The 17065-nt window shown below is 57.2% G+C and carries 17 protein-coding genes and 1 tRNA gene; 8 read left to right on the top strand and 10 right to left on the bottom strand.

The features are described 5' to 3' along the window. Positions 1-158: 158 nt before the first annotated feature. A tRNA-Arg gene (locus HQL52_03960) sits at positions 159-235 on the bottom strand. 65 nt (positions 236-300) lie between these two features. After that, entirely contained in the window at positions 301-1317 is a 1017-nt protein-coding gene (rsgA, locus tag HQL52_03965; GenBank protein ID MBF0368592.1) for a ribosome small subunit-dependent GTPase A, read from the bottom strand. Between the two features lie 138 nt (positions 1318-1455). On the opposite strand from rsgA, the gene HQL52_03970 reads away from it, so the two are divergent. Beyond that, positions 1456-2331 carry a CoA ester lyase gene (locus HQL52_03970; protein ID MBF0368593.1) on the top strand — a complete coding sequence of 292 codons (876 nt, stop codon included), beginning with the start codon at positions 1456-1458 and terminating at the stop codon, positions 2329-2331. 147 nt (positions 2332-2478) lie between these two features. Next, positions 2479-4332 (top strand): diguanylate cyclase, encoded by a 1854-nt coding sequence (locus HQL52_03975; protein ID MBF0368594.1) that lies wholly within the window; start codon positions 2479-2481, stop codon positions 4330-4332. Between the two features lie 245 nt (positions 4333-4577). Here HQL52_03975 and HQL52_03980 read toward each other — a convergent pair whose 3' ends face one another. From HQL52_03980 to hemB, 5 genes are all read right to left on the bottom strand, one after another. Then, positions 4578-5768 carry a cation transporter gene (locus tag HQL52_03980; GenBank protein ID MBF0368595.1) on the bottom strand — a complete coding sequence of 397 codons (1191 nt, stop codon included), beginning with the start codon at positions 5766-5768 and terminating at the stop codon, positions 4578-4580. Continuing rightward, positions 5765-5959 carry a sulfurtransferase TusA family protein gene (locus tag HQL52_03985; GenBank protein ID MBF0368596.1) on the bottom strand — a complete coding sequence of 65 codons (195 nt, stop codon included), beginning with the start codon at positions 5957-5959 and terminating at the stop codon, positions 5765-5767. Before HQL52_03985 ends, HQL52_03980 begins: the two co-directional genes overlap by 4 nt. Positions 5960-6208: 249 nt before the next feature. Beyond that, the gene (locus HQL52_03990) at positions 6209-6667 is read right to left on the bottom strand and encodes a hypothetical protein (GenBank protein MBF0368597.1); all 459 of its coding nucleotides are present in this window, start codon (positions 6665-6667) and stop codon (positions 6209-6211) included. A gap of 116 nt (positions 6668-6783) precedes the next feature. Then, a complete protein-coding gene (locus HQL52_03995; protein ID MBF0368598.1) occupies positions 6784-7968 on the bottom strand; it encodes a tRNA (5-methylaminomethyl-2-thiouridylate)-methyltransferase in 1185 nt (394 codons plus the stop codon). Positions 7969-8007: 39 nt separating this feature from the next. Next, entirely contained in the window at positions 8008-8997 is a 990-nt protein-coding gene (gene hemB, locus HQL52_04000) for a porphobilinogen synthase (GenBank protein ID MBF0368599.1), read from the bottom strand. Between the two features lie 381 nt (positions 8998-9378). On the opposite strand from hemB, the gene HQL52_04005 reads away from it, so the two are divergent. Then, complete coding sequence (locus HQL52_04005; protein MBF0368600.1) at positions 9379-10203, top strand: serine/threonine-protein phosphatase; 825 nt, start codon at positions 9379-9381, stop codon at positions 10201-10203. 73 nt (positions 10204-10276) lie between these two features. Further along, the gene (locus HQL52_04010) at positions 10277-11173 is read left to right on the top strand and encodes an adenylate/guanylate cyclase domain-containing protein (GenBank protein MBF0368601.1); all 897 of its coding nucleotides are present in this window, start codon (positions 10277-10279) and stop codon (positions 11171-11173) included. Positions 11174-11568: 395 nt separating this feature from the next. On the opposite strand, the gene HQL52_04015 is transcribed toward HQL52_04010, so the two are convergent. Then, positions 11569-12354, bottom strand: a complete 786-nt coding sequence (locus HQL52_04015; protein MBF0368602.1) for a uroporphyrinogen-III synthase — start codon at positions 12352-12354, stop codon at positions 11569-11571. Between the two features lie 15 nt (positions 12355-12369). Continuing rightward, positions 12370-13305 carry a hydroxymethylbilane synthase gene (gene hemC / locus HQL52_04020; protein MBF0368603.1) on the bottom strand — a complete coding sequence of 312 codons (936 nt, stop codon included), beginning with the start codon at positions 13303-13305 and terminating at the stop codon, positions 12370-12372. A 157-nt stretch (positions 13306-13462) separates the two neighbouring features. Between hemC and tsaD the strand changes: the two genes are divergently transcribed. The 3 genes from tsaD to HQL52_04035 all read left to right on the top strand — a co-directional run bounded on the left by tsaD (position 13463) and on the right by HQL52_04035 (position 16222). Further along, positions 13463-14509: a tRNA (adenosine(37)-N6)-threonylcarbamoyltransferase complex transferase subunit TsaD gene (tsaD, locus tag HQL52_04025; GenBank protein MBF0368604.1), complete on the top strand. Its 1047-nt coding sequence runs from the start codon at positions 13463-13465 to the stop codon at positions 14507-14509. 105 nt (positions 14510-14614) lie between these two features. After that, positions 14615-15649, top strand: a complete 1035-nt coding sequence (locus tag HQL52_04030; GenBank protein ID MBF0368605.1) for an NAD(P)-dependent glycerol-3-phosphate dehydrogenase — start codon at positions 14615-14617, stop codon at positions 15647-15649. Between the two features lie 69 nt (positions 15650-15718). Then, on the top strand, positions 15719-16222 hold the full coding sequence (locus HQL52_04035; GenBank protein ID MBF0368606.1) for a hypothetical protein: 504 nt from the start codon (positions 15719-15721) through the stop codon (positions 16220-16222). Between the two features lie 32 nt (positions 16223-16254). On the opposite strand, the gene HQL52_04040 is transcribed toward HQL52_04035, so the two are convergent. After that, positions 16255-16566 carry a DUF3301 domain-containing protein gene (locus tag HQL52_04040; protein ID MBF0368607.1) on the bottom strand — a complete coding sequence of 104 codons (312 nt, stop codon included), beginning with the start codon at positions 16564-16566 and terminating at the stop codon, positions 16255-16257. Positions 16567-16754: 188 nt separating this feature from the next. Here HQL52_04040 and HQL52_04045 point away from each other — a divergent pair, with 188 nt between their 5' ends. After that, a complete protein-coding gene (locus HQL52_04045; protein ID MBF0368608.1) occupies positions 16755-17024 on the top strand; it encodes a hypothetical protein in 270 nt (89 codons plus the stop codon). Positions 17025-17065: the final 41 nt, after the last annotated feature.

A 17065-nucleotide genomic window follows, 5' to 3' on the forward strand; every position in this document is an offset into this window, starting at 1 on the left:
AACCAAATGACCAAAAATGCCAAAGCAAGTGGCCGTTTACACATGTTCCACCTTTCACCAAACTCAAAGGGAACCCCAGAGGGAACCCCAACCCCCATCTCTGAACTTTTCCCACAAAAAAAGCACTTAACCCAAAAGGCTAAGTGCTTGATTTTGTTTGGCGCACCCGGAGCGATTCGAACGCCCGACCTACTGGTTCGTAGCCAGTTGCTCTATCCAGCTGAGCTACGGGTGCATACGCGCTTGTGGCGAAGTGGGGGCAGAGTAGATTCCCAGAGAGTGGGCGTCAACTGCAAAAAATCACTTCGGCAGGGAATCGAGGATTCGGTGGAGACTTTCCAGGCGGGGGGGATGGATCTCCCCGGCTTCGACCGCCGCACTCACCCCACAGCCCGGCTCATGGAGGTGGCTGCAGTTGGAAAAGCGGCAACGGCCCAAATGGGGGGCGATATCCTTGAAATGGTGGGGCACCTCCTCCCGGCTCACCCCATGCAAGCCAAACGTCCGAATCCCCGGGGAGTCGATCAAACCACCCCCCTCGGGAAAAGGATAGAGCCGGGCCACGGTGGTGGTATGGCGTCCCTTGCCGGTTTCGGGGTTAACCTCTCCCACTTTAATCGTATGGCACGCCTCCCAAAATGAAATGAGCGAAGACTTACCCACCCCGGAATGACCCACAAACACCGCAATATGCCCCCCCAAAGCCGCCTTTAGCTCATTCAACCCGCGTTTTTCCAGGGCCGAGACCTGAAAAAGGGCATATCCCATGCGTTGATAGGGCATAATCGCCACAGTCAAAGCCTCGGCATCGTGGGGCAGATCCACCTTGTTGACCACAATGATCGGAGATATCCCGGTCACCCCCGCCGCCACCAGATAACGATCCACCAATCCCGGGTTGAACTGATCCGCCGAGGTGATCACCACCATCCGCTCCACGTTGGCCGCCAAGGTCTGCAAGCGCTGATAGGCCGCTGGTCGCCGCAACACCGAACGCCGGGCATGCAAGGCTACCACCACTCCCTGGGACCGCTCCCCCCGCTGCCACACCACCCGATCCCCACACACCGGATTTTCCGGGACCGTCTCCCGTACCGCACAGCGAAAACGGGTTCCTTGGGCATCCGACACCTCCACGTTCAGCCCGTAGTGGGCAATCACCAGCCCCTCTTCCTCCTCTCCCAATTGGCCATCCAGAATCTGATCCAACTCTTGGGTGCGTTTTTCACTCAACCGATCCACCCGCTGCTGCTGAATTTTACGGATGCGTTCCCGTTGACGGTGGTTCAAGGATCGGGATGATTTTTTGCGTGGCATATGGGCGGTCGATTCCAGTAGATTGGAAGTGTCTTGATCTGGGAGTGTCGCTAAACCTTGGCCTGAAATAATTTCGACCAGGGGAACAAAGCTGCCAGCTTGGATCAGCTACGTCAAAGCCTCTTGGTTGCAGCCTTCATGAATCTTTTGCGCTCCCTCCTCTACGTCCCCGGCTCCAACCCCCGGGCACTGGGCAAACTCCCCGCTTTGGGAGCGGATGGGGCGATCCTGGATCTGGAAGATTCCGTCGCCCCGGATGCCAAAGCCCAAGCCCGATCCCATATTCTGACATCTCTCCAAAAAATCCCCCCGGAGCAGATGGTCCGCACCGTTCGCATCAACGCCATCGATACCCCCCTCTGGCAAAAGGATGTCGAAGGGGTTTTGCCCGGAAAACCCGATGCCATCGTGCTCTCCAAAGTGGATGGTATCGAAGCGATTGAACAATTGACAGCACACTTGGCCACACTGGAAACCCAAGTCGGGCACCCACACCCAACCCCCATTTGGGCCATGATTGAATCCCCTCGGGGGGTGCAAAACGCCCCGGCCATCGCCGACCATCCCCGAACGGCCTGCCTGGTGATGGGCACCTCTGATCTCACCTCGGCGTTGCGATTAAAACCCGGCATCAACCGCGCTCCCCTGCACTTTGCCCTGCAACAAACCATTCTCGCCGCCCGAGCCGCCGACATTCCGGTGGTGGATGGGGTGTTTGTGGATCTGAAAAATCCAGAAGGATTCGCCGCCCAGTGCCGGGAGGGAGCGACTCTGGGGTTTGACGGCAAAAGCGTGATTCACCCCAGTCAGGTGGAACCCGCCAATCTGGCCTTTCAGCCCACCCCTGAAGAGATCGACAAAGCCCGACGGGTGCTGGAAAGTTGGCAGGCAGCGCAAGCCAGGGGCGAAGAGATCTGCCTGATGGATGGCGAACTTTTAGAGCGTCTTCACGCCCGCCAGGCTGCACGCATCCTGGGTCTCGACACCGCTTTCCTGGATGGGTCGAGGAAATAAGATTGATTAATTTTGATTATTTTGCCATAAATCAAAAAAGATGAAAAAAATTTCCAACCAACACCCAATTTTGTCAAATTGTAACTATTTGCGCATATTCGACAAAAAAACTTGAAAAAAGAGACCACTTGAACCACTCATATAACAATGAAACTGCAAGGTAAAACCACCCTTCTCACCCTCTCCTTTTCAGGCGCGATGATCGCACTGCTGATCGCCGTAAGCCTCATTGCCTTTCGCCAATTTTCTCTGGCCACTGCCAAGGAGCATGTGCGGGCCTCCGCCGAAATAGTCCGGGTGAGCCTCACGGAGTCGATGATCAACGGCTCCATCGATCAACGGGAACAGTTTCTCACCCGCTTGGCCGAAGTGGACGGCCTGCTGGATGCCCGGGTATTACGCTCCAAAGAGGTCAACAACCAGTTTGGTGAAGGGTTGAGCCACGAAGTGGTGCAGGACGATCTGGAAAAAGAGGTTCTGGCGACGGGCATCCCCTATTTCGGCATGGTGCAGGAAGGCTCCAACCCGGTATTCCGCGGCACCATCCCCTTTGTGGCGCACAAGCGTGGCACCCCAAACTGTCTGGAGTGTCATGAAGTGGGCAACGGCACGGTTCTGGGGGCGATCACCATCCATCTCTCCATGGCCCCTCTCAAAACCCAGGCCCTCACCACCATCGCTCTGATGAGCCTGTTGGTGGTGGTTTTCAGCACCCTTTTTACGTTTTTTTTCCGCCGTCAGGTGACACCCGTCGTGGAAACCGCCGTGGAGATGCAAAAAGCGGTTTCCAGGGCCAAAGATGGTGATTTCAGTGGCCGAGTCATCCATCACAGCCAGGATGAAGTGGGCGAGATCGCCAGAGACTTGAATCGGCTGATGGAATATCTCCAGGAAAATCTGGGCAGCGTCAGCCGGGATGTGGCGAGATTGATTCAATACGAGCTCACCGGCAACACCAACCTGCTCACCTCCACCACCGAAATGGTCGATCTTCTGGTGGAAGTGGCCCAGTTCAAGCAATCCATCGAGGAAGACCAGTCCAAGCTTGAGGTCTACAACCGGATTGCCCGTATCATGCAGGACAAGTTCAGCATCCAAAACTATTCCATCTATGAGGTCGCCTCCAGCAAAAACCACATGAAGCCGATTCTGGTGGATGGTGAGGAAAACTCCCACTGCCGTTGGTGCAATCAGGCGATTCTCTATCAGGCTGGTGCCTGCCGTGCCCAACGCACCGGGCATGTGATCGACTCGGTGGAAAGCCCCCACATCTGCAATCAATTTTTAGCACCCCCGAATGACCCGCAAATCAAACACATCTGTCTGCCTGTTCTCCACTCGGGCATGGTGGGTTCGGTGGTACAGCTGGTAGTCTCTGAGGAGCATGCCCGGCTGGTGCAGTTGATGGTACCCTTTATCCAGATCTATCTGCGAGAATCCGCATCGGTAGTGGAAGCCAAACGGTTGATGGACACCCTGCGGGAGTCCGCCCTGCGGGATGCCCTCACCGGCCTGCACAATCGCCGCTTCCTGGAGGAGTATGTCGAAACCCTGGTCGCCACCACCAAGCGCAAGAAAAACAAACTCTCCATCCTGATGCTTGATCTGGACCATTTCAAACAGGTCAACGACACCTACGGCCACGACGCCGGGGATACGGTCCTCAAGGCCTTTGCGGGAACCTTGGGCCGCCAGGTGCGCACCTCGGATCTGGTGGTGCGCTATGGGGGAGAAGAGTTTTTGATCGTACTGCAAGAGGGGGAAGGCTATTCAGGCATCAAGATGGCCGAAAAAATCCGCCAGGCGGTAGAAGATCTGAAAATTCAGGTGCCGGGCGCCACCCTGGAAAAAACCGTTTCCATCGGCGTCGCCCGTTTTCCCTCGGACGGACCCGACTTTTGGGCCGTTCTCAAATTTGCCGACATCGCCCTCTATCAAGCCAAAGAGGAAGGGCGCAACCGGGTGGTCTCCTACGTCTCCGACACCAAGAAGGATTCCTGACGACCCCACTTGGTTCCTGATGACCCGGCTTGCTCCAGGTTTGGTTGCCAAGCTCAAGACCAATTCGCAAGATACGGTAAGCCCGAACGATGCGGTTCGCGTAGCTCACCCCATCCCACATATTCCCTATACGTTCACGTTGCCCAGAAGCCCAAACCCAACGGATGGTTCACGCTGACTTCAGGGCAACGGGGCCATTCCCGGATTTCCATCTTTGCCAGGATGAGCATGGCCTGAAATCAAGATCAGGCCATCTGCTTTTGTTCGGTCAAGCCGATAAAAATCGCCACCTCGATGCAGTTGTGGATATCCGCTTTGAGTTTTTTGGAAATCTCTTCAGCTGCGGTCTGTAACGCCTCCAGGGGCTGACCCGGCATAGGCGCCAGTCTGAGTTCCAGCTGCAACCCTTCCGGCAGATAGTGGGCGGTATATCCCGAAACCCCCATAAAATCCCCGCCACCATGGACCACCCGATAGATGCTCTCCTGCACCTCTTTGCGGTTGGGCAGATCCAGCACGCGCAAGCTCCCCCCCTTCTGATCATCCTCCACATCCACATGAACCAGCACCTCGTTGATGCCATCCACCTCATCAGTCAGGGTATTTTGCACCTTGTCGGCAATATGGTGGCCTTCGGAGACCGAGAGCAGGGGATTGACCACCACATGTACATCCACCAGGATATCCGGCCCCAAACGTCTCGCCTTCAAAAAATGGGCGGAGCGGACATCGGGAATGCTATCCACCAACTCACTGATCTTTTTGCGTACCTCTTCATCGATGGCCGAGGAAGAGTCGGTCAGCTCCTTGACCGCCTCCTGCAAAAATTCAAACCCCACTTTGGCTAGAATAAAAGAGACCGCAATGGCTGCTGCGGAATCAGCCAAAGGCCAGCCCAGCATCGCCCCGGCAATCCCCGCCAGGGCCGCGAGGGAAGAGATGGCATCGGAGCGATGGTGCCAGGCGTTGGCGATCAGGGCCTTGGCGTTCAGGCGCTCCCCCACTTTAATGGTGTATTGAAACAGCCCCTCCTTGCAGAGCAGGGAGAAAATCGCCGCCACAAGAGCGATCATCGTCGGCACTTCCAGGGTGGGCTCCTGCATGCGGTCCACCGCATCCAAAACAATCCCCAGGGAGACCCCCAGGAGCGCCACCGCGATAAAAAGCGTCGCCAGGGTTTCAAACTTGCCGTGACCATAGGGATGATCCTCATCCGCCTCCTCCCGGGCCATACGCATTCCCAAAAGCACCACCCCGTCAGAGACCAGATCCGAAGCGGAATGGATACCGTCGGCCAACATGGCGGCAGAGTGTCCCACGATACCGGCGACAATTTTGGCGATGGAAAGAATGACGTTGACCACCACCCCGATGAGGGTGGCTTTTTGGGCGGCTTGGTAGCGTTCTTCCTTGGTGATGGCGACAGCTTCACTCATTGATCGTTTCCTTTTTGAATCATTCCCAACCACTCCCTGGGAGCCAATTGGTCCAGGGAGAGCAGTGTGTGTCCATGGATGCGGCACCAGGAGGGGAGATCCCGGGTGATACCGGGGTCAGAAGCCCGCACCTGGAGAAGCTCTCCCGGCTTGAGAGTGGCCATGGCGGCTTCGGTACGTAAAATCGGCATGGGGCAGAGCAGGCGCCGGGCGTCCACCTCCTCGCTGATGACGGGGGGATGAGAAGGTTCCTTGGACACAATGTTGATCCGTTAAGTGAATGGTTGCCCGGTTTTGGATATCCCACCAGAGGGGTGGATCGCAAAACTCATCCAAGGATGAGATGTCGGCAGAAAAATCGGAGGGGCTCTACCCACGCCATTCACCACCTTTGTGACCCTTGGCTTATTCTTTGGTTCCCCAGGAAAACAGCAGCACCCCTAATCCAGCAGTCCCCGCCACCGGTCGGCTTCTTGGGATTCGTTCCGGGAGGTGCGATTAATAACAATCACCGTGCGCATCTCCTCTTCGCTTTCAGGCTCCCAGTCCAGGTGATAGCCGTTGCCCTCAACCAGCTCTGCAAGCTCCAAAAGCGCCATCAACATTTTGCGCTTCTTGTCATAAAATTCGGTTTCATAGATATGCCGAAGCCAGTCGTCCGCCACCCCATCGGCCAGCTGCTTCCAAAGCCAGGTCACCGGGGCGTCGTAGGTGGTGCCTTCCCACTGCTCCTCATCCACGGCAAAAAGATCCGCCTCATCCAGCCTGCCCAGGACAATCAGCACATCCCCTTCGGAGCGATCGGTCAACAGATGGGCTTCACCAAAGGTAAAAGGATCCTCCTGGCTATATTTTCTGAACCAGGCCGCCAATTTTTGGCATAAGGCATCGGGTTCCATGGGCGTTTTCCTAAGAATAAAGGTGAAAAGGTTTTAAGGGGTCACTGATTGATTGAGAGCTTCAGCACTAAGTAGTCGCTGCCGGAATCCGTCAAAACCAAGGACATCGATCCCCCTTAGACATACCATGACTCTTGCACTTCCATGGCGCTCATGGGAGCCACTTTATATATCTCCCGACCATCGGGGCCTTCCGCTGAAACCGCCACCTCGGGAAGGTCGCGCCCTTTGCCAAAGCGGGCTACCAGGCGACAAGCCAACTTAAGCCCCTCTTCCCCGGGCTCCCCTTCCACCAGAGCCAACGGACCGGGCATCCCTTGCACCTGAAGCAGCCAACGCCCTTTGCGAAAGCCGGAGAGAAAATTGTTTTCCGAACGGTCCCGCCCCACGATCACCTTATAGTCTGGAGAGGGACGCACATGGCGGCCCGCCTTCAGGAGGACAATATCATCCAGGGTGTAGCGTTTGGTACCTCGGCTGTCCCAAAGATCCTGAAGGCGGCGGGCATAGTTTTCGTCGGTGAGAAAGCAGCACCCCCCGGCAGGTGAGGGATACTCTTCGATACCCAAGTCAGCGGCCAGGGCCATCTGGGGCTTGCGGGAGCGGCCGGTGATGTGTTTCAGCCGGGCACGATCCACCCAACCCCGTTTTTCCGGCTCGGTTTCCGGCAGGGTCAGGGCCGTCAGGGGGCGCAGCAGCCAGCCGGTGACCCCCGCTTCCCGTTCGATCAGGGGCATGGTGTCCCGGCGCTGGCTCATGGGCCGCTCCCCCACCACCTCCCCGGTAAAGAGAAAATCAAACCCCATGGACTCTTTCATCTCCCAGGCCTTTTTGACCATGAAGATTTTACAATCCAGGCACGGGTTCAAGTTTTTACCATAGCCATATTTGGGGTTGGTAACGATCTCCACATAGACCTCGGAGATATCCACCATGTGGAGCTTGACGCCCAGCTGCTCGGCGGCATAGAGGGCGTCGTGGCGGGGCGGGGGTTTGCCGGGTTTGGGGTTGCGGATAGCCCCGGTGTGGGTCTGGATACAGAAGCCGGTGTGAAAGTTGACGCACTCCACTTCGATCCCCTGCTCCATGAGCAGGCGGGTGGCGAGGATGGAGTCCAGACCACCGGAAAGCAGCCCCAGGGCGCGATAGGTTTTTTTCGGGGAGGCTGTCTCACCCGGGCTGTTTTCAGCAAGTGCCGCTGATTCGGAATTTTCAACAGAAGCCGCCGATTCCAGGATCGTCCCCTCCTTGGGACTCTCTGCGGATTTGGGGGCTGTTTCAAAGATCGTTGGGTCGCTCATACCATTCCCTGGTTTGGAGGAAAATCAATTACCATTACATCAATCCTGCTGCTTGGAAAGCAGGCGTGCCGCTTCCAGAGCGTGATAGGTGAGAATCAGGTCGGCGCCAGCCCGTTTGAAGCTGGTCAGGGTTTCCAGCACCACCCGCTCCTCGTCGATCCAGCCTTTTTCGGCGGCAGCCTTGACCATGGCATACTCCCCGCTGACGTTGTAGACCGCCAGGGGCAGGTCGAAATGGTCTCTCACCTCCCGGATGATATCCATATAGCTCAAACCCGGTTTGACCATCAGCATATCCGCCCCCTGGGCCACATCCAGAGCCGCTTCCCGCAGGGCCTCCCGGCGATTGGCGGGATCCATCTGGTAGCTGCGGCGATCCCCAAAGCTGGGGGTATTATCCGCTGCATCCCGGAAAGGACCATAATAGGCGGAGGCATATTTGACCGCATAGGAGAGGATGGGAATATCCTGGTAGCCCGCCTGGTCCAGGGCGGCTCGGATGGCTCCCACCATGCCGTCCATCATCCCTGAAGGGGCGACCATATCCACCCCTGCCTCGGCCTGGGTCACGGCGGCCTGACCCAAAAGCTTCAAGGTGGCGTCGTTGTCCACATCCCCGTCCCGAATCACCCCACAGTGGGCGTGGTCGGTATATTCGCAAAAACAGGTATCGGCAATGACATAAAGATCCGGCAGTGCTGCCTTGATCCCCCGGATCGCCTGTTGAACAATTCCCTCAGAAGCCAGGGCATCACTGCCGGTGGCATCCTTGCCCTCGGGAATGCCAAACAGAATAATTCCCCCCAAGCCCATTTCCTGCGCTTCCCGGGCCAGAGGGATGGCCTGGTCTACGGAAAGTTGATATACTCCAGGCATGGATGTGACGGGATGGCGAATATTTTCCCCTGGCACGATAAAAAGGGGATAGATCAGATCCCGGGGTGTCAGGCGGGTTTCCCGGACCATTCGGCGGATGGCCGGGTTTTTTCGTAGCCGGCGGGGCCGGTTGATCATGACATCGGTGGACATGGGCGGCTGACCTCAAATTGGCTGATCGGGTGTTATTCGGAATGGTCCATGGTTATTCGGGATGGTCCATGGTCGAAACGCTGTTCCAAATGATTCATGAGCGGCATTGATTCGGCCATCCGGCCCATGGGATCATGCTTGAAAAAGGGGTTGTCATTCTGGTTACACGAAGTGTGGATTGGCAGGAAAACCTTGGATAGAGCCATTAAAAAAGCCCTTTCCACCCCCTGTCCCAACGCTTCATTTTCGGGATGCAAAAGATCTCATCCCTCCAAAATACAATATTGTCCCTTGGCAGGGTGGCGGACTCTACCATAACTTGGTATATCGTTCAATTCCGAGGGACTGTCGTCCCCCCATTTTTTTGGGAAGAACTCTTCAATGGTCCAACATATCGCAGATCGCTTGCGGGTAGTGGGGTGCTCCGATGTAGGCTTGGTGCGCACCTTGAACGAGGACAGTTTCCGAATCGACGAGGAGCTGGGCCTGCTGGTGGTGGCAGACGGCATGGGCGGACACGATGCTGGAGAAGTGGCCAGTGCCCAGGTGATCGACTCCATCCAGGAATCCCTGAACACCTTCATCGCTGAAAAAAAAGATCCGCCAGCTGCCCGAAACCAGCCCGCTGAGTGTGACGATGACGATGAAGAACCCACCCTGGACGATATTCCCAATCCCCTGGTAGATACCGTCTCGGCTGCGGTCAATCGGGCCAACTCCTCCATCAATAACGCCAACTGGGAAAAAGGCTATCCCGAAGGCATGGGCATGGGCACCACGGTGGTGGGGCTCTGGTTTCCGGAGTTTTCCGAGACCCAGGTGGTCTTTCACGTAGGCGACAGCCGCTTCTACCTCTATCGGCAAAAGCGTCTGTTGCAGGTCACCCAGGACCACTCCATGTATCAGCAGTGGATCAATTTTGGTGGCAAAGGTCGCCCCCCCGCCCAAAACATTCTGTTGCAGGCCATGGGCCCCGCCCAAAAGGTCCGCCCGGATGTACGTTTTCAGGATCTTCTCAAAGGGGATGTGGTGCTGCTCTGTTCCGACGGCCTGAGCGGCATGATAGATGATAAAAAAATCGGAGAAATTCTCTCCAAGGTCACTGCCGACAATCTCGATGCCAGCATTGATCTACTGATCAAGGCGGCCAGAGAGGCCGGCGGCAAAGACAATATTACAGCGATTTTGGGATTTTCGGTCAAATAAGCCGAATTTTTCAGTTTCAGTTTTTGGATCCCGGCATAGTCTCTCACTATGCGGGGGCAATCGGAGGAATCCAATGAGAGAGCAGACCCAACTGTCCATCATGTTTGCGGATATAGCTGGCAGCACCAAGCTTTACGAAACCATCGGTGATGCCAGAGCCCGGGAGGTCACCTCCCAGTGTATCCAGCTGATGAGCCGAATTACCCAGGAGTGCCAGGGGCAGGTCATCAAAACCATCGGCGACGAGGTGATGTGCACCTTCCCCAGCGCTGATCTGGCAGGTGACGCTGCGGTGCGCATGCAGGAGGATGTGGAGTCCCAGGCTGAAGATATGGGCATTGCCCTGGCCATCCGGGTGGGATTTCACTTCGGTGATGTCATCAAGGAAGGGGGAGATGTCTTTGGTGACGCGGTCAATCTGGCCGCCCGCATGGCTGCCCAGGCCAAAGCCGACCAGATCATCACCACCGGGGAGACCCTGGAGCGGATGAACCCCATGCATCGGGGCAGCAGCCGGGTGTTGATCACCACCACGGTCAAAGGCAAAGCCAAGCCGGTACAAATTTGCGAAATCACCTGGGGTGAGGAAGATGACCTGACGGTGATGGGCGGGGGGCTTACTGCCGCTGACTTGGCCGCCCCCAAGGTGAGCGCGACCATTCAGTTCCAGGGACAATCCATCGAAGTGGAGGAAAGCATGCCCTCCATTACCCTGGGCCGGGGCAAGAAAAACAACTTTATCGTCCCCGACTCCATGGCCTCCCGGCTCCACACCAAAGTGGAATATCGCCGGGGCCGGATTTTTGTGGTGGATCAATCCACCAACGGCACCTATGTGATCTCCGAAGAGGGTGAAAAAAGCTTCATCCACCGGGATGAACGGGTTTTGGAGGGGAACGGTGTCATTGGTTTGGGGCGGGAAGTGGGTATGAGCGATCCCCTGGGCGTTCTCTTCCGCTCCGCTGGCTGATCCACCCGGTCAGGGTAGATCCATCCAGAAGTACAGGATGGATCTATGACTTATACAGCCATTCCAACCAAAAATCAGACACACCCTCCCTTGAGACGTCATTCCCGCGAATGCGGGAATCCAGGGGAGGTAAAGTTTGCACCCAAAAGAAACTTTACCCCTTCAAGACGCCTGCCATGGGCTGAAAGTAACGCAGAATCTGGAAATATTCGTCCTGGACTTTCTGGATCCCCGCCTACGCGGGGATGACGCGTTAGAAGAGCCTGTCCCACCTTTGCATGGAACGACTATCGTCTTGATGGATGCCACTGCTGTTGATCACCCGATCCAGCACGGATGACACGGGTTGCCTGGCGTCTCTTGCCCAGCAGAACAACCGAGCGTTCCTGGGATGATCAGCCCCTCGATTGCCAATAATCCGCCAACGCCTGGAGCAGATCCTCGGCAGTGGGTTTTTCCGGCACCACCCTGGGGGTGAAGCCGAGCTTGGTCATCGCTTTGCCAGTGATAGCACTGATGGCAGCAAGGGTTGTGTTGGCCAGGGCCTCTTTTCCCGCTTCTGGCAACACCTCGACAAAGGCCGCCACCGAGCGACTACTGAAAAAAGCCACCCCATCCACCTCTCCCCCCAGCAGCGCCTGCAACACCCCCTCTGGGATTTCCCGGATGGGCTCGGCCCGATAGCCCACCACCAGATCCACCTGTGCACCCCCCCCTTCCAGCTCCGAGATCAACTCTTCCCGGCCTTTTTCCGCCCGCAAAAAGAGAAACCGCCCCCCTCCCCCATTCCAATCCAGAATCGCCCGGGCCAACCGCTCCCCATCCATGGGACGGGAAGGGGTGGTGACCGGGAGTCCGGCTTTTTGGAGAATGCGTGCGGTCTTGGGACCCACGGCATAGAGGGGGGGCAGTGGTCTATCGATGGGTCGATGCTCTAAAAAAGCCCGGGCACCGTTGGCGCTGGTCAGAAGAATCCCCTGATAGCCGTTTAAATCAGCCATCACCCTTTTGAGGGGGTTGGGATCCCGGGGGGGCTCAATGGTCAGCGCCGGGGCCAGCAGGGCACGCCCCCCGCACGCTGCCACGGTTTTGGCTGTTTCCCCCCCTTCCGGCTGGGGCCGGGTGATGAGGAGGGTGCGGCCTGTGAGGTCGATCTGGCTGGGGGGGATCATCGGAGACATGACACCGCACCAACCTTAGGAAATCTCCGGCATGATTTCCGCCAGAATTTCCCGCCCTCCACCAGAAAGCAGCGCCTCCCCCAGCTGTTTACCCAGCACAACCGCAGCCTGATCGTCGGCCTGCCCTTCCCGCTCCAGGGTGACATAGCGCTTGCCATCCAGGCTCGCCACCCGCCCTACCAATTTCAGTCGGCCATCAGCCAGGGTGGCATAACCGGCGATGGGTACCTGACATCCCCCCTCCAGGGTCGCCAAAAAGCTCCGCTCCGCCAACACCCGAATGCGGGTTTCGGGGTGATCCAGGGGGGCGATCAATTTTTCCACCCGGGGGTCGTTCACCCGCAGCTCGATACCTACCGCCCCCTGGCCGTTGGCGGGAATCATGACGGTGGGATCGAGATATTCCTTCACATGTTCGGTCATCTCCAGGCGAATCACCCCGGCGGCGGCCAGAATGATGCCGTCAAACTCCCCCGCCACCAGCTTGCCGATGCGGGTGTTGACGTTGCCCCGCAAAGGAATCACCTGCAGATCCGGGCGCTGGTTTAACAGCTGGCTCTGGCGACGCAGGGAAGAGGAGCCCACCTTGGCCCCTTGGGGAAGGGCCTGGATGGAATCATGGGTGGTGGATAGAAACACATCCCTGGGATCCGCCCGTTCCAGAATCGGCCCCAGGGTCAAACCTTCGGGAAACTCCGCCGGGACATCTTTCATGGAGTGGACGGCAATATCGGCCCGGCCATCAAGCATCGCCTCTTCCAACTCCTTCACGAAGAGCCCCTTGCCCCCCACCTTGGCCAGAGGCACATCGAGAATTTTATCCCCCTTGGTTTTGATGATGACAAGCTCCACCGTCAGTTCCGGGTTCAATTCCAAAAGGCGGGATTTAACCCAGTTGGCCTGCCACAAGGCCAAGGCGCTGCCTCGGGTACCGATTCGCAAGGTTTCCATGTCATCCTCTCCAACAGATATAGGCACTTTGTCTCCAACAAGCCGCTTTAGGGAAGCTTGGGGGATGTTTGGCTGTTTAGGGAAAAGGCAAAAGGGGTTACACTGCCCCACTTTGTAGCAGGCAGGATAAGCCCAGGAGGGAGCCGGGGACAAGACCATGCGGGTTTTGGGTGTGGAATCAAGCTGTGATGAAACCGCTGCGGCGGTGGTGGAAGGGGATGGCACTCCAGGAGGGAAGATCCTCCTGCGCTCCAACGTGGTCCACGCCCAGGTGTCGATTCATGCGGAGTATGGCGGGGTGGTGCCGGAGCTGGCCAGCCGGGCGCACATCCAAAACATCCACCCGGTGGTGACCCAAGCCCTGGCCGATGCCGGGATCACTCCCCAAGATCTCGACGGGGTGGCGGTTACTTGTGGCCCCGGGTTGGTGGGGGCGCTGTTGGTGGGGCTCTCTACAGCCAAGGGGTTGGCCATGGGGCTTGGCTGCCCGTTGATCGGCATCCACCATATGGAAGGGCATCTCATGAGCCCCTTTCTGCAAACCGGTGATGAGGCGGCGATGGGATTTCCTTTCGTGGCGTTGCTGGTTTCCGGGGGCCATACCACCCTTTTGCATGCGGCGGGTTTTGGACAATATCGTTTTTTGGGTCAGACCCGGGACGATGCCGTGGGGGAGGCGTTTGACAAGGGTGCGCGGATGTTGGGCCTGGGTTATCCCGGGGGGCCGCAGATTGCCGGGTTAGCCCGGGGGGGGGATGTGGCGGCGGTGCGTTTTCCCAGGGTGCTGCTGGATAAAACCCGCTTTGATTTTTCCTTTTCCGGGCTCAAAACCTCCCTGCGCTCCCATGTTTTGAAGGATGAAGAAAATCTCCGGAGTGAACAGCGGCGGCGGGATGTGGCGGCGAGCTATCAGGAAGCGATTGTGGACACCCTCATCTTCAAGGCGCTGGCGGCCTGTCGCGGGACTGGGTGTCAGCAGCTTTTGGTGGCTGGCGGGGTGGGGGCGAATCGACGCTTGCGGGATAAACTCCAAGTAGCGGCCACCAAGGAAGGGGTTCGGGTCTCCTTCCCCCCCCTGGATCTATGTACCGACAATGGTGCCATGATCGCTACGGCGGGTTTATGGCGTTTGGCCCGGGGGGAGCGAAGTGATAGGGTGTTGAATGCCCGACCCCGGTGGCCGGTGGCCGACATTTGCAGTTGAAGGTCTATCCGATCCCGTGAACGGCCTGATTCGGGGCTTGATGGCAGGGACTCGATAGCAAAAAAGGAAGTCAGGGAAACAATGAGTACATCCAGTGAAACCAACATGAATGGAGGGGGTGCCACCGCTGACAACCCCCGGGTTGCGGTGATTGGCGCGGGATCGTGGGGGACGGCCCTGGCGAGCGTTTTGGCCAGCAAATGTCCGACGGTGACCCTCTGGTGTCTGGAGCAGGAGGTGGCGGACGGAATCAACCAGACCCACAAAAATCCGGTCTATATTTCCGACCTGCCCCTGCCGGAAAACATCCAGGCCGAGACCGATCTGGAAAAGGTCGCTTCCAGCCACGATATTTTGGTGATGGTGATTCCCACCCAGTTTACCCGGGGGGTGCTGCAAAAAATTGCCCCGTTGGTGGGTCCGGAGGTGATATTGGTGTCCGCCTCCAAGGGGGTCGAGGTGGCGACACTCACGCTGATTTCCCAAATTTATGAGGAAGTGTTAGGCCCGGAACGGGGTTTGGGCACCTGCTATCTTTCCGGCCCCTCTTTTGCCCGGGAGGTGATTTTGCGCCATCCCACGGCGGTGGCCATTGCCGGGCAGAATATCGCTCGGGTGAAGCAAATCCAGGCGCTTTTTTCAACCCCCTTTTTCCGCACCTACAGCACCGAGGATGTGGTGGGGGTGGAGTTGGGCGGGGCGCTTAAAAATGTCATTGCCCTGGCTGCCGGCATCAGCGATGGCTTGGGGTTGGGTTCCAGCGCCCGGGCGGCGCTCATCACCCGGGGGTTGAGTGAAATCATTCGCTTGGGGGTTCGCTTGGGAGCGTGTCCTGAGACTTTTTCGGGGCTATCGGGGTTGGGGGATCTGCTCCTGACCGCCACGACCGACCTCAGCCGCAACCGCACCGTGGGAAAGCGTTTGGGTAAGGGGGAGAGCCTGGAGGAGATTCAGAAGGGCTCCCGGGAGGTGGCGGAGGGGGTCAAAACCACCTACAGTGTGCACCATCTAGCCCAAAAGCTGGGGGTGGAGATGCCGATTACGGCGGCGGTCTATGCCATTGTCCACGAGGGCCGCACCCCCAAATCGGTGGTGACGGAGTTGATGGAGCGGGATTTGAAACCGGAAAATGAGATATAATCGATTATTGCGTCCAGCCATGGATCAACAGGGCTGATATTTGTGCGATAGCGTGAAAGGGTGGCAGTGATGGAGATCAAAGAGCTGGTCAAAGACAAACTCGCCAGGCACAACAACCGCAAAACCCGCGACCGGTTTCGCCGCATCGGCCTGCTTTTGATTCCCAGTGCACCGGAGGTGGTGGATGAGTTGTTGGACGAATTGGAAAAAGAGGCGGAGTTGAGCGAGTTTTTTGCCGATCAAAATTTCCGCCCCAAGCTGCGCGAAGCGATCATTCTCTGGCTGGAGGCGCTCTTTACGGAAAAGAACGATGTCGCTATCGAAGCATTTATTGATCGGCAGATTGAAGTAGGCCGCAAGCATGCCGACAAGCAGGTCAATATTCTCTATATCCACCATGGGGCGTCGATTTTAAAGCGGGAGCTGAATGATCGCTTGCGGAAAAACTCCAAGGGCAAGAAGGGATTTCTCAAGTCGTTGCAGATTATCGACGAACTTTTTGACGTGGTGCTCTCTCTGGTTTCCATCAGCTATATCGATTTTTCCAAGGACACCACCACCACCACTTTTTGATTGATTTTGCTCCAGCCCCCTCCCCTATTCACTCAGTGGATGGCGCTTTTGGTATCCACCAACACCGCTTCCACCTGCTCCCCCAGCAGGATGATGGTGCCGGTGCGGGGGGTGGGATGGTTGAGAATATAGTTGAATTCATAAATCCGCCGCACCCGCAGCTGTCCTCCGGGGTCTCGCTTCAGCCGTAGATGGGTGATGGCGACGGTATCGTCCAGCAGCTCCGCTTCCATCTCCTGGCAGGTTCCTTTCGCCACCCTCAAAGCCCGCTCCCTGGCTTTCATGCTGAAATACCAGTAGATCCCAATCAAAATGATGATGGCGAGGGGAATGTTGGTGTCCATGGATGTCGATTCCCCGTTTTAAAGGTTGAGCCCGCCAAAAACCGCTACCAAGCCCCATCTTAGCCCATTCCCCCCCACCCCACCATTGCCCTTGCCCCCCCGATGGACCAGATCCCGCTTGCCAGGGAAGACAAACAACTCTATATTTTATTTTGGCTCCTTTTAAATCATGTCTAATCCCGACTGCCATGAAAATACGCTGGATATCCACCGACGAATCCATCGCCAAGGGGGAACCCACCGTTCTCGCCATCGTCGAGACGTTGCTGGCGATCTGCGCCTACTGGTGGATCGCGTGGTATTACGACACCCACTATCACCTCCTCATCTCCATCACCATCGCCCCCCTACTCCTCCTCCGCTCCAAGGAATCCACTGAGAAGGGGGTGGCGTGGTTCGTCGCCTACTACAACGATGAAACCAAAATATCCCCACAAGAAACCCGAGTTAAATTATGAGTCCCCCGAAAAAAGTCCGTTCAAGCTTGATAGCATTCCCA

Source organism: Magnetococcales bacterium (assembly GCA_015232395.1).
Taxonomy (GTDB): domain Bacteria; phylum Pseudomonadota; class Magnetococcia; order Magnetococcales; family JADFZT01; genus JADFZT01.

Excerpts from the sequence above, each read along its gene's own strand:
- rsgA (MBF0368592.1), bottom strand. The coding sequence starts at position 1,317 with ATGCCACGCAAAAAATCATCCCGATCCTTGAACCACCGTCAACGGGAA.
- hemB (MBF0368599.1), bottom strand. The coding sequence starts at position 8,997 with ATGTCCACCGATGTCATGATCAACCGGCCCCGCCGGCTACGAAAAAAC.
- HQL52_04035 (MBF0368606.1), top strand. The coding sequence starts at position 15,719 with ATGGAGATCAAAGAGCTGGTCAAAGACAAACTCGCCAGGCACAACAAC.
- tsaD (MBF0368604.1), top strand. The coding sequence starts at position 13,463 with ATGCGGGTTTTGGGTGTGGAATCAAGCTGTGATGAAACCGCTGCGGCG.
- HQL52_04015 (MBF0368602.1), bottom strand. The coding sequence starts at position 12,354 with ATGTCTCCGATGATCCCCCCCAGCCAGATCGACCTCACAGGCCGCACC.
- HQL52_04010 (MBF0368601.1), top strand. The coding sequence starts at position 10,277 with ATGAGAGAGCAGACCCAACTGTCCATCATGTTTGCGGATATAGCTGGC.
- HQL52_04005 (MBF0368600.1), top strand. The coding sequence starts at position 9,379 with ATGGTCCAACATATCGCAGATCGCTTGCGGGTAGTGGGGTGCTCCGAT.
- HQL52_03985 (MBF0368596.1), bottom strand. The coding sequence starts at position 5,959 with ATGCCGATTTTACGTACCGAAGCCGCCATGGCCACTCTCAAGCCGGGA.
- HQL52_04045 (MBF0368608.1), top strand. The coding sequence starts at position 16,755 with ATGAAAATACGCTGGATATCCACCGACGAATCCATCGCCAAGGGGGAA.
- HQL52_04040 (MBF0368607.1), bottom strand. The coding sequence starts at position 16,566 with ATGGACACCAACATTCCCCTCGCCATCATCATTTTGATTGGGATCTAC.
- HQL52_03970 (MBF0368593.1), top strand. The coding sequence starts at position 1,456 with ATGAATCTTTTGCGCTCCCTCCTCTACGTCCCCGGCTCCAACCCCCGG.
- HQL52_03990 (MBF0368597.1), bottom strand. The coding sequence starts at position 6,667 with ATGGAACCCGATGCCTTATGCCAAAAATTGGCGGCCTGGTTCAGAAAA.
- HQL52_04030 (MBF0368605.1), top strand. The coding sequence starts at position 14,615 with ATGAATGGAGGGGGTGCCACCGCTGACAACCCCCGGGTTGCGGTGATT.
- hemC (MBF0368603.1), bottom strand. The coding sequence starts at position 13,305 with ATGGAAACCTTGCGAATCGGTACCCGAGGCAGCGCCTTGGCCTTGTGG.
- HQL52_03980 (MBF0368595.1), bottom strand. The coding sequence starts at position 5,768 with ATGAGTGAAGCTGTCGCCATCACCAAGGAAGAACGCTACCAAGCCGCC.
- HQL52_03975 (MBF0368594.1), top strand. The coding sequence starts at position 2,479 with ATGAAACTGCAAGGTAAAACCACCCTTCTCACCCTCTCCTTTTCAGGC.
- HQL52_03995 (MBF0368598.1), bottom strand. The coding sequence starts at position 7,968 with ATGAGCGACCCAACGATCTTTGAAACAGCCCCCAAATCCGCAGAGAGT.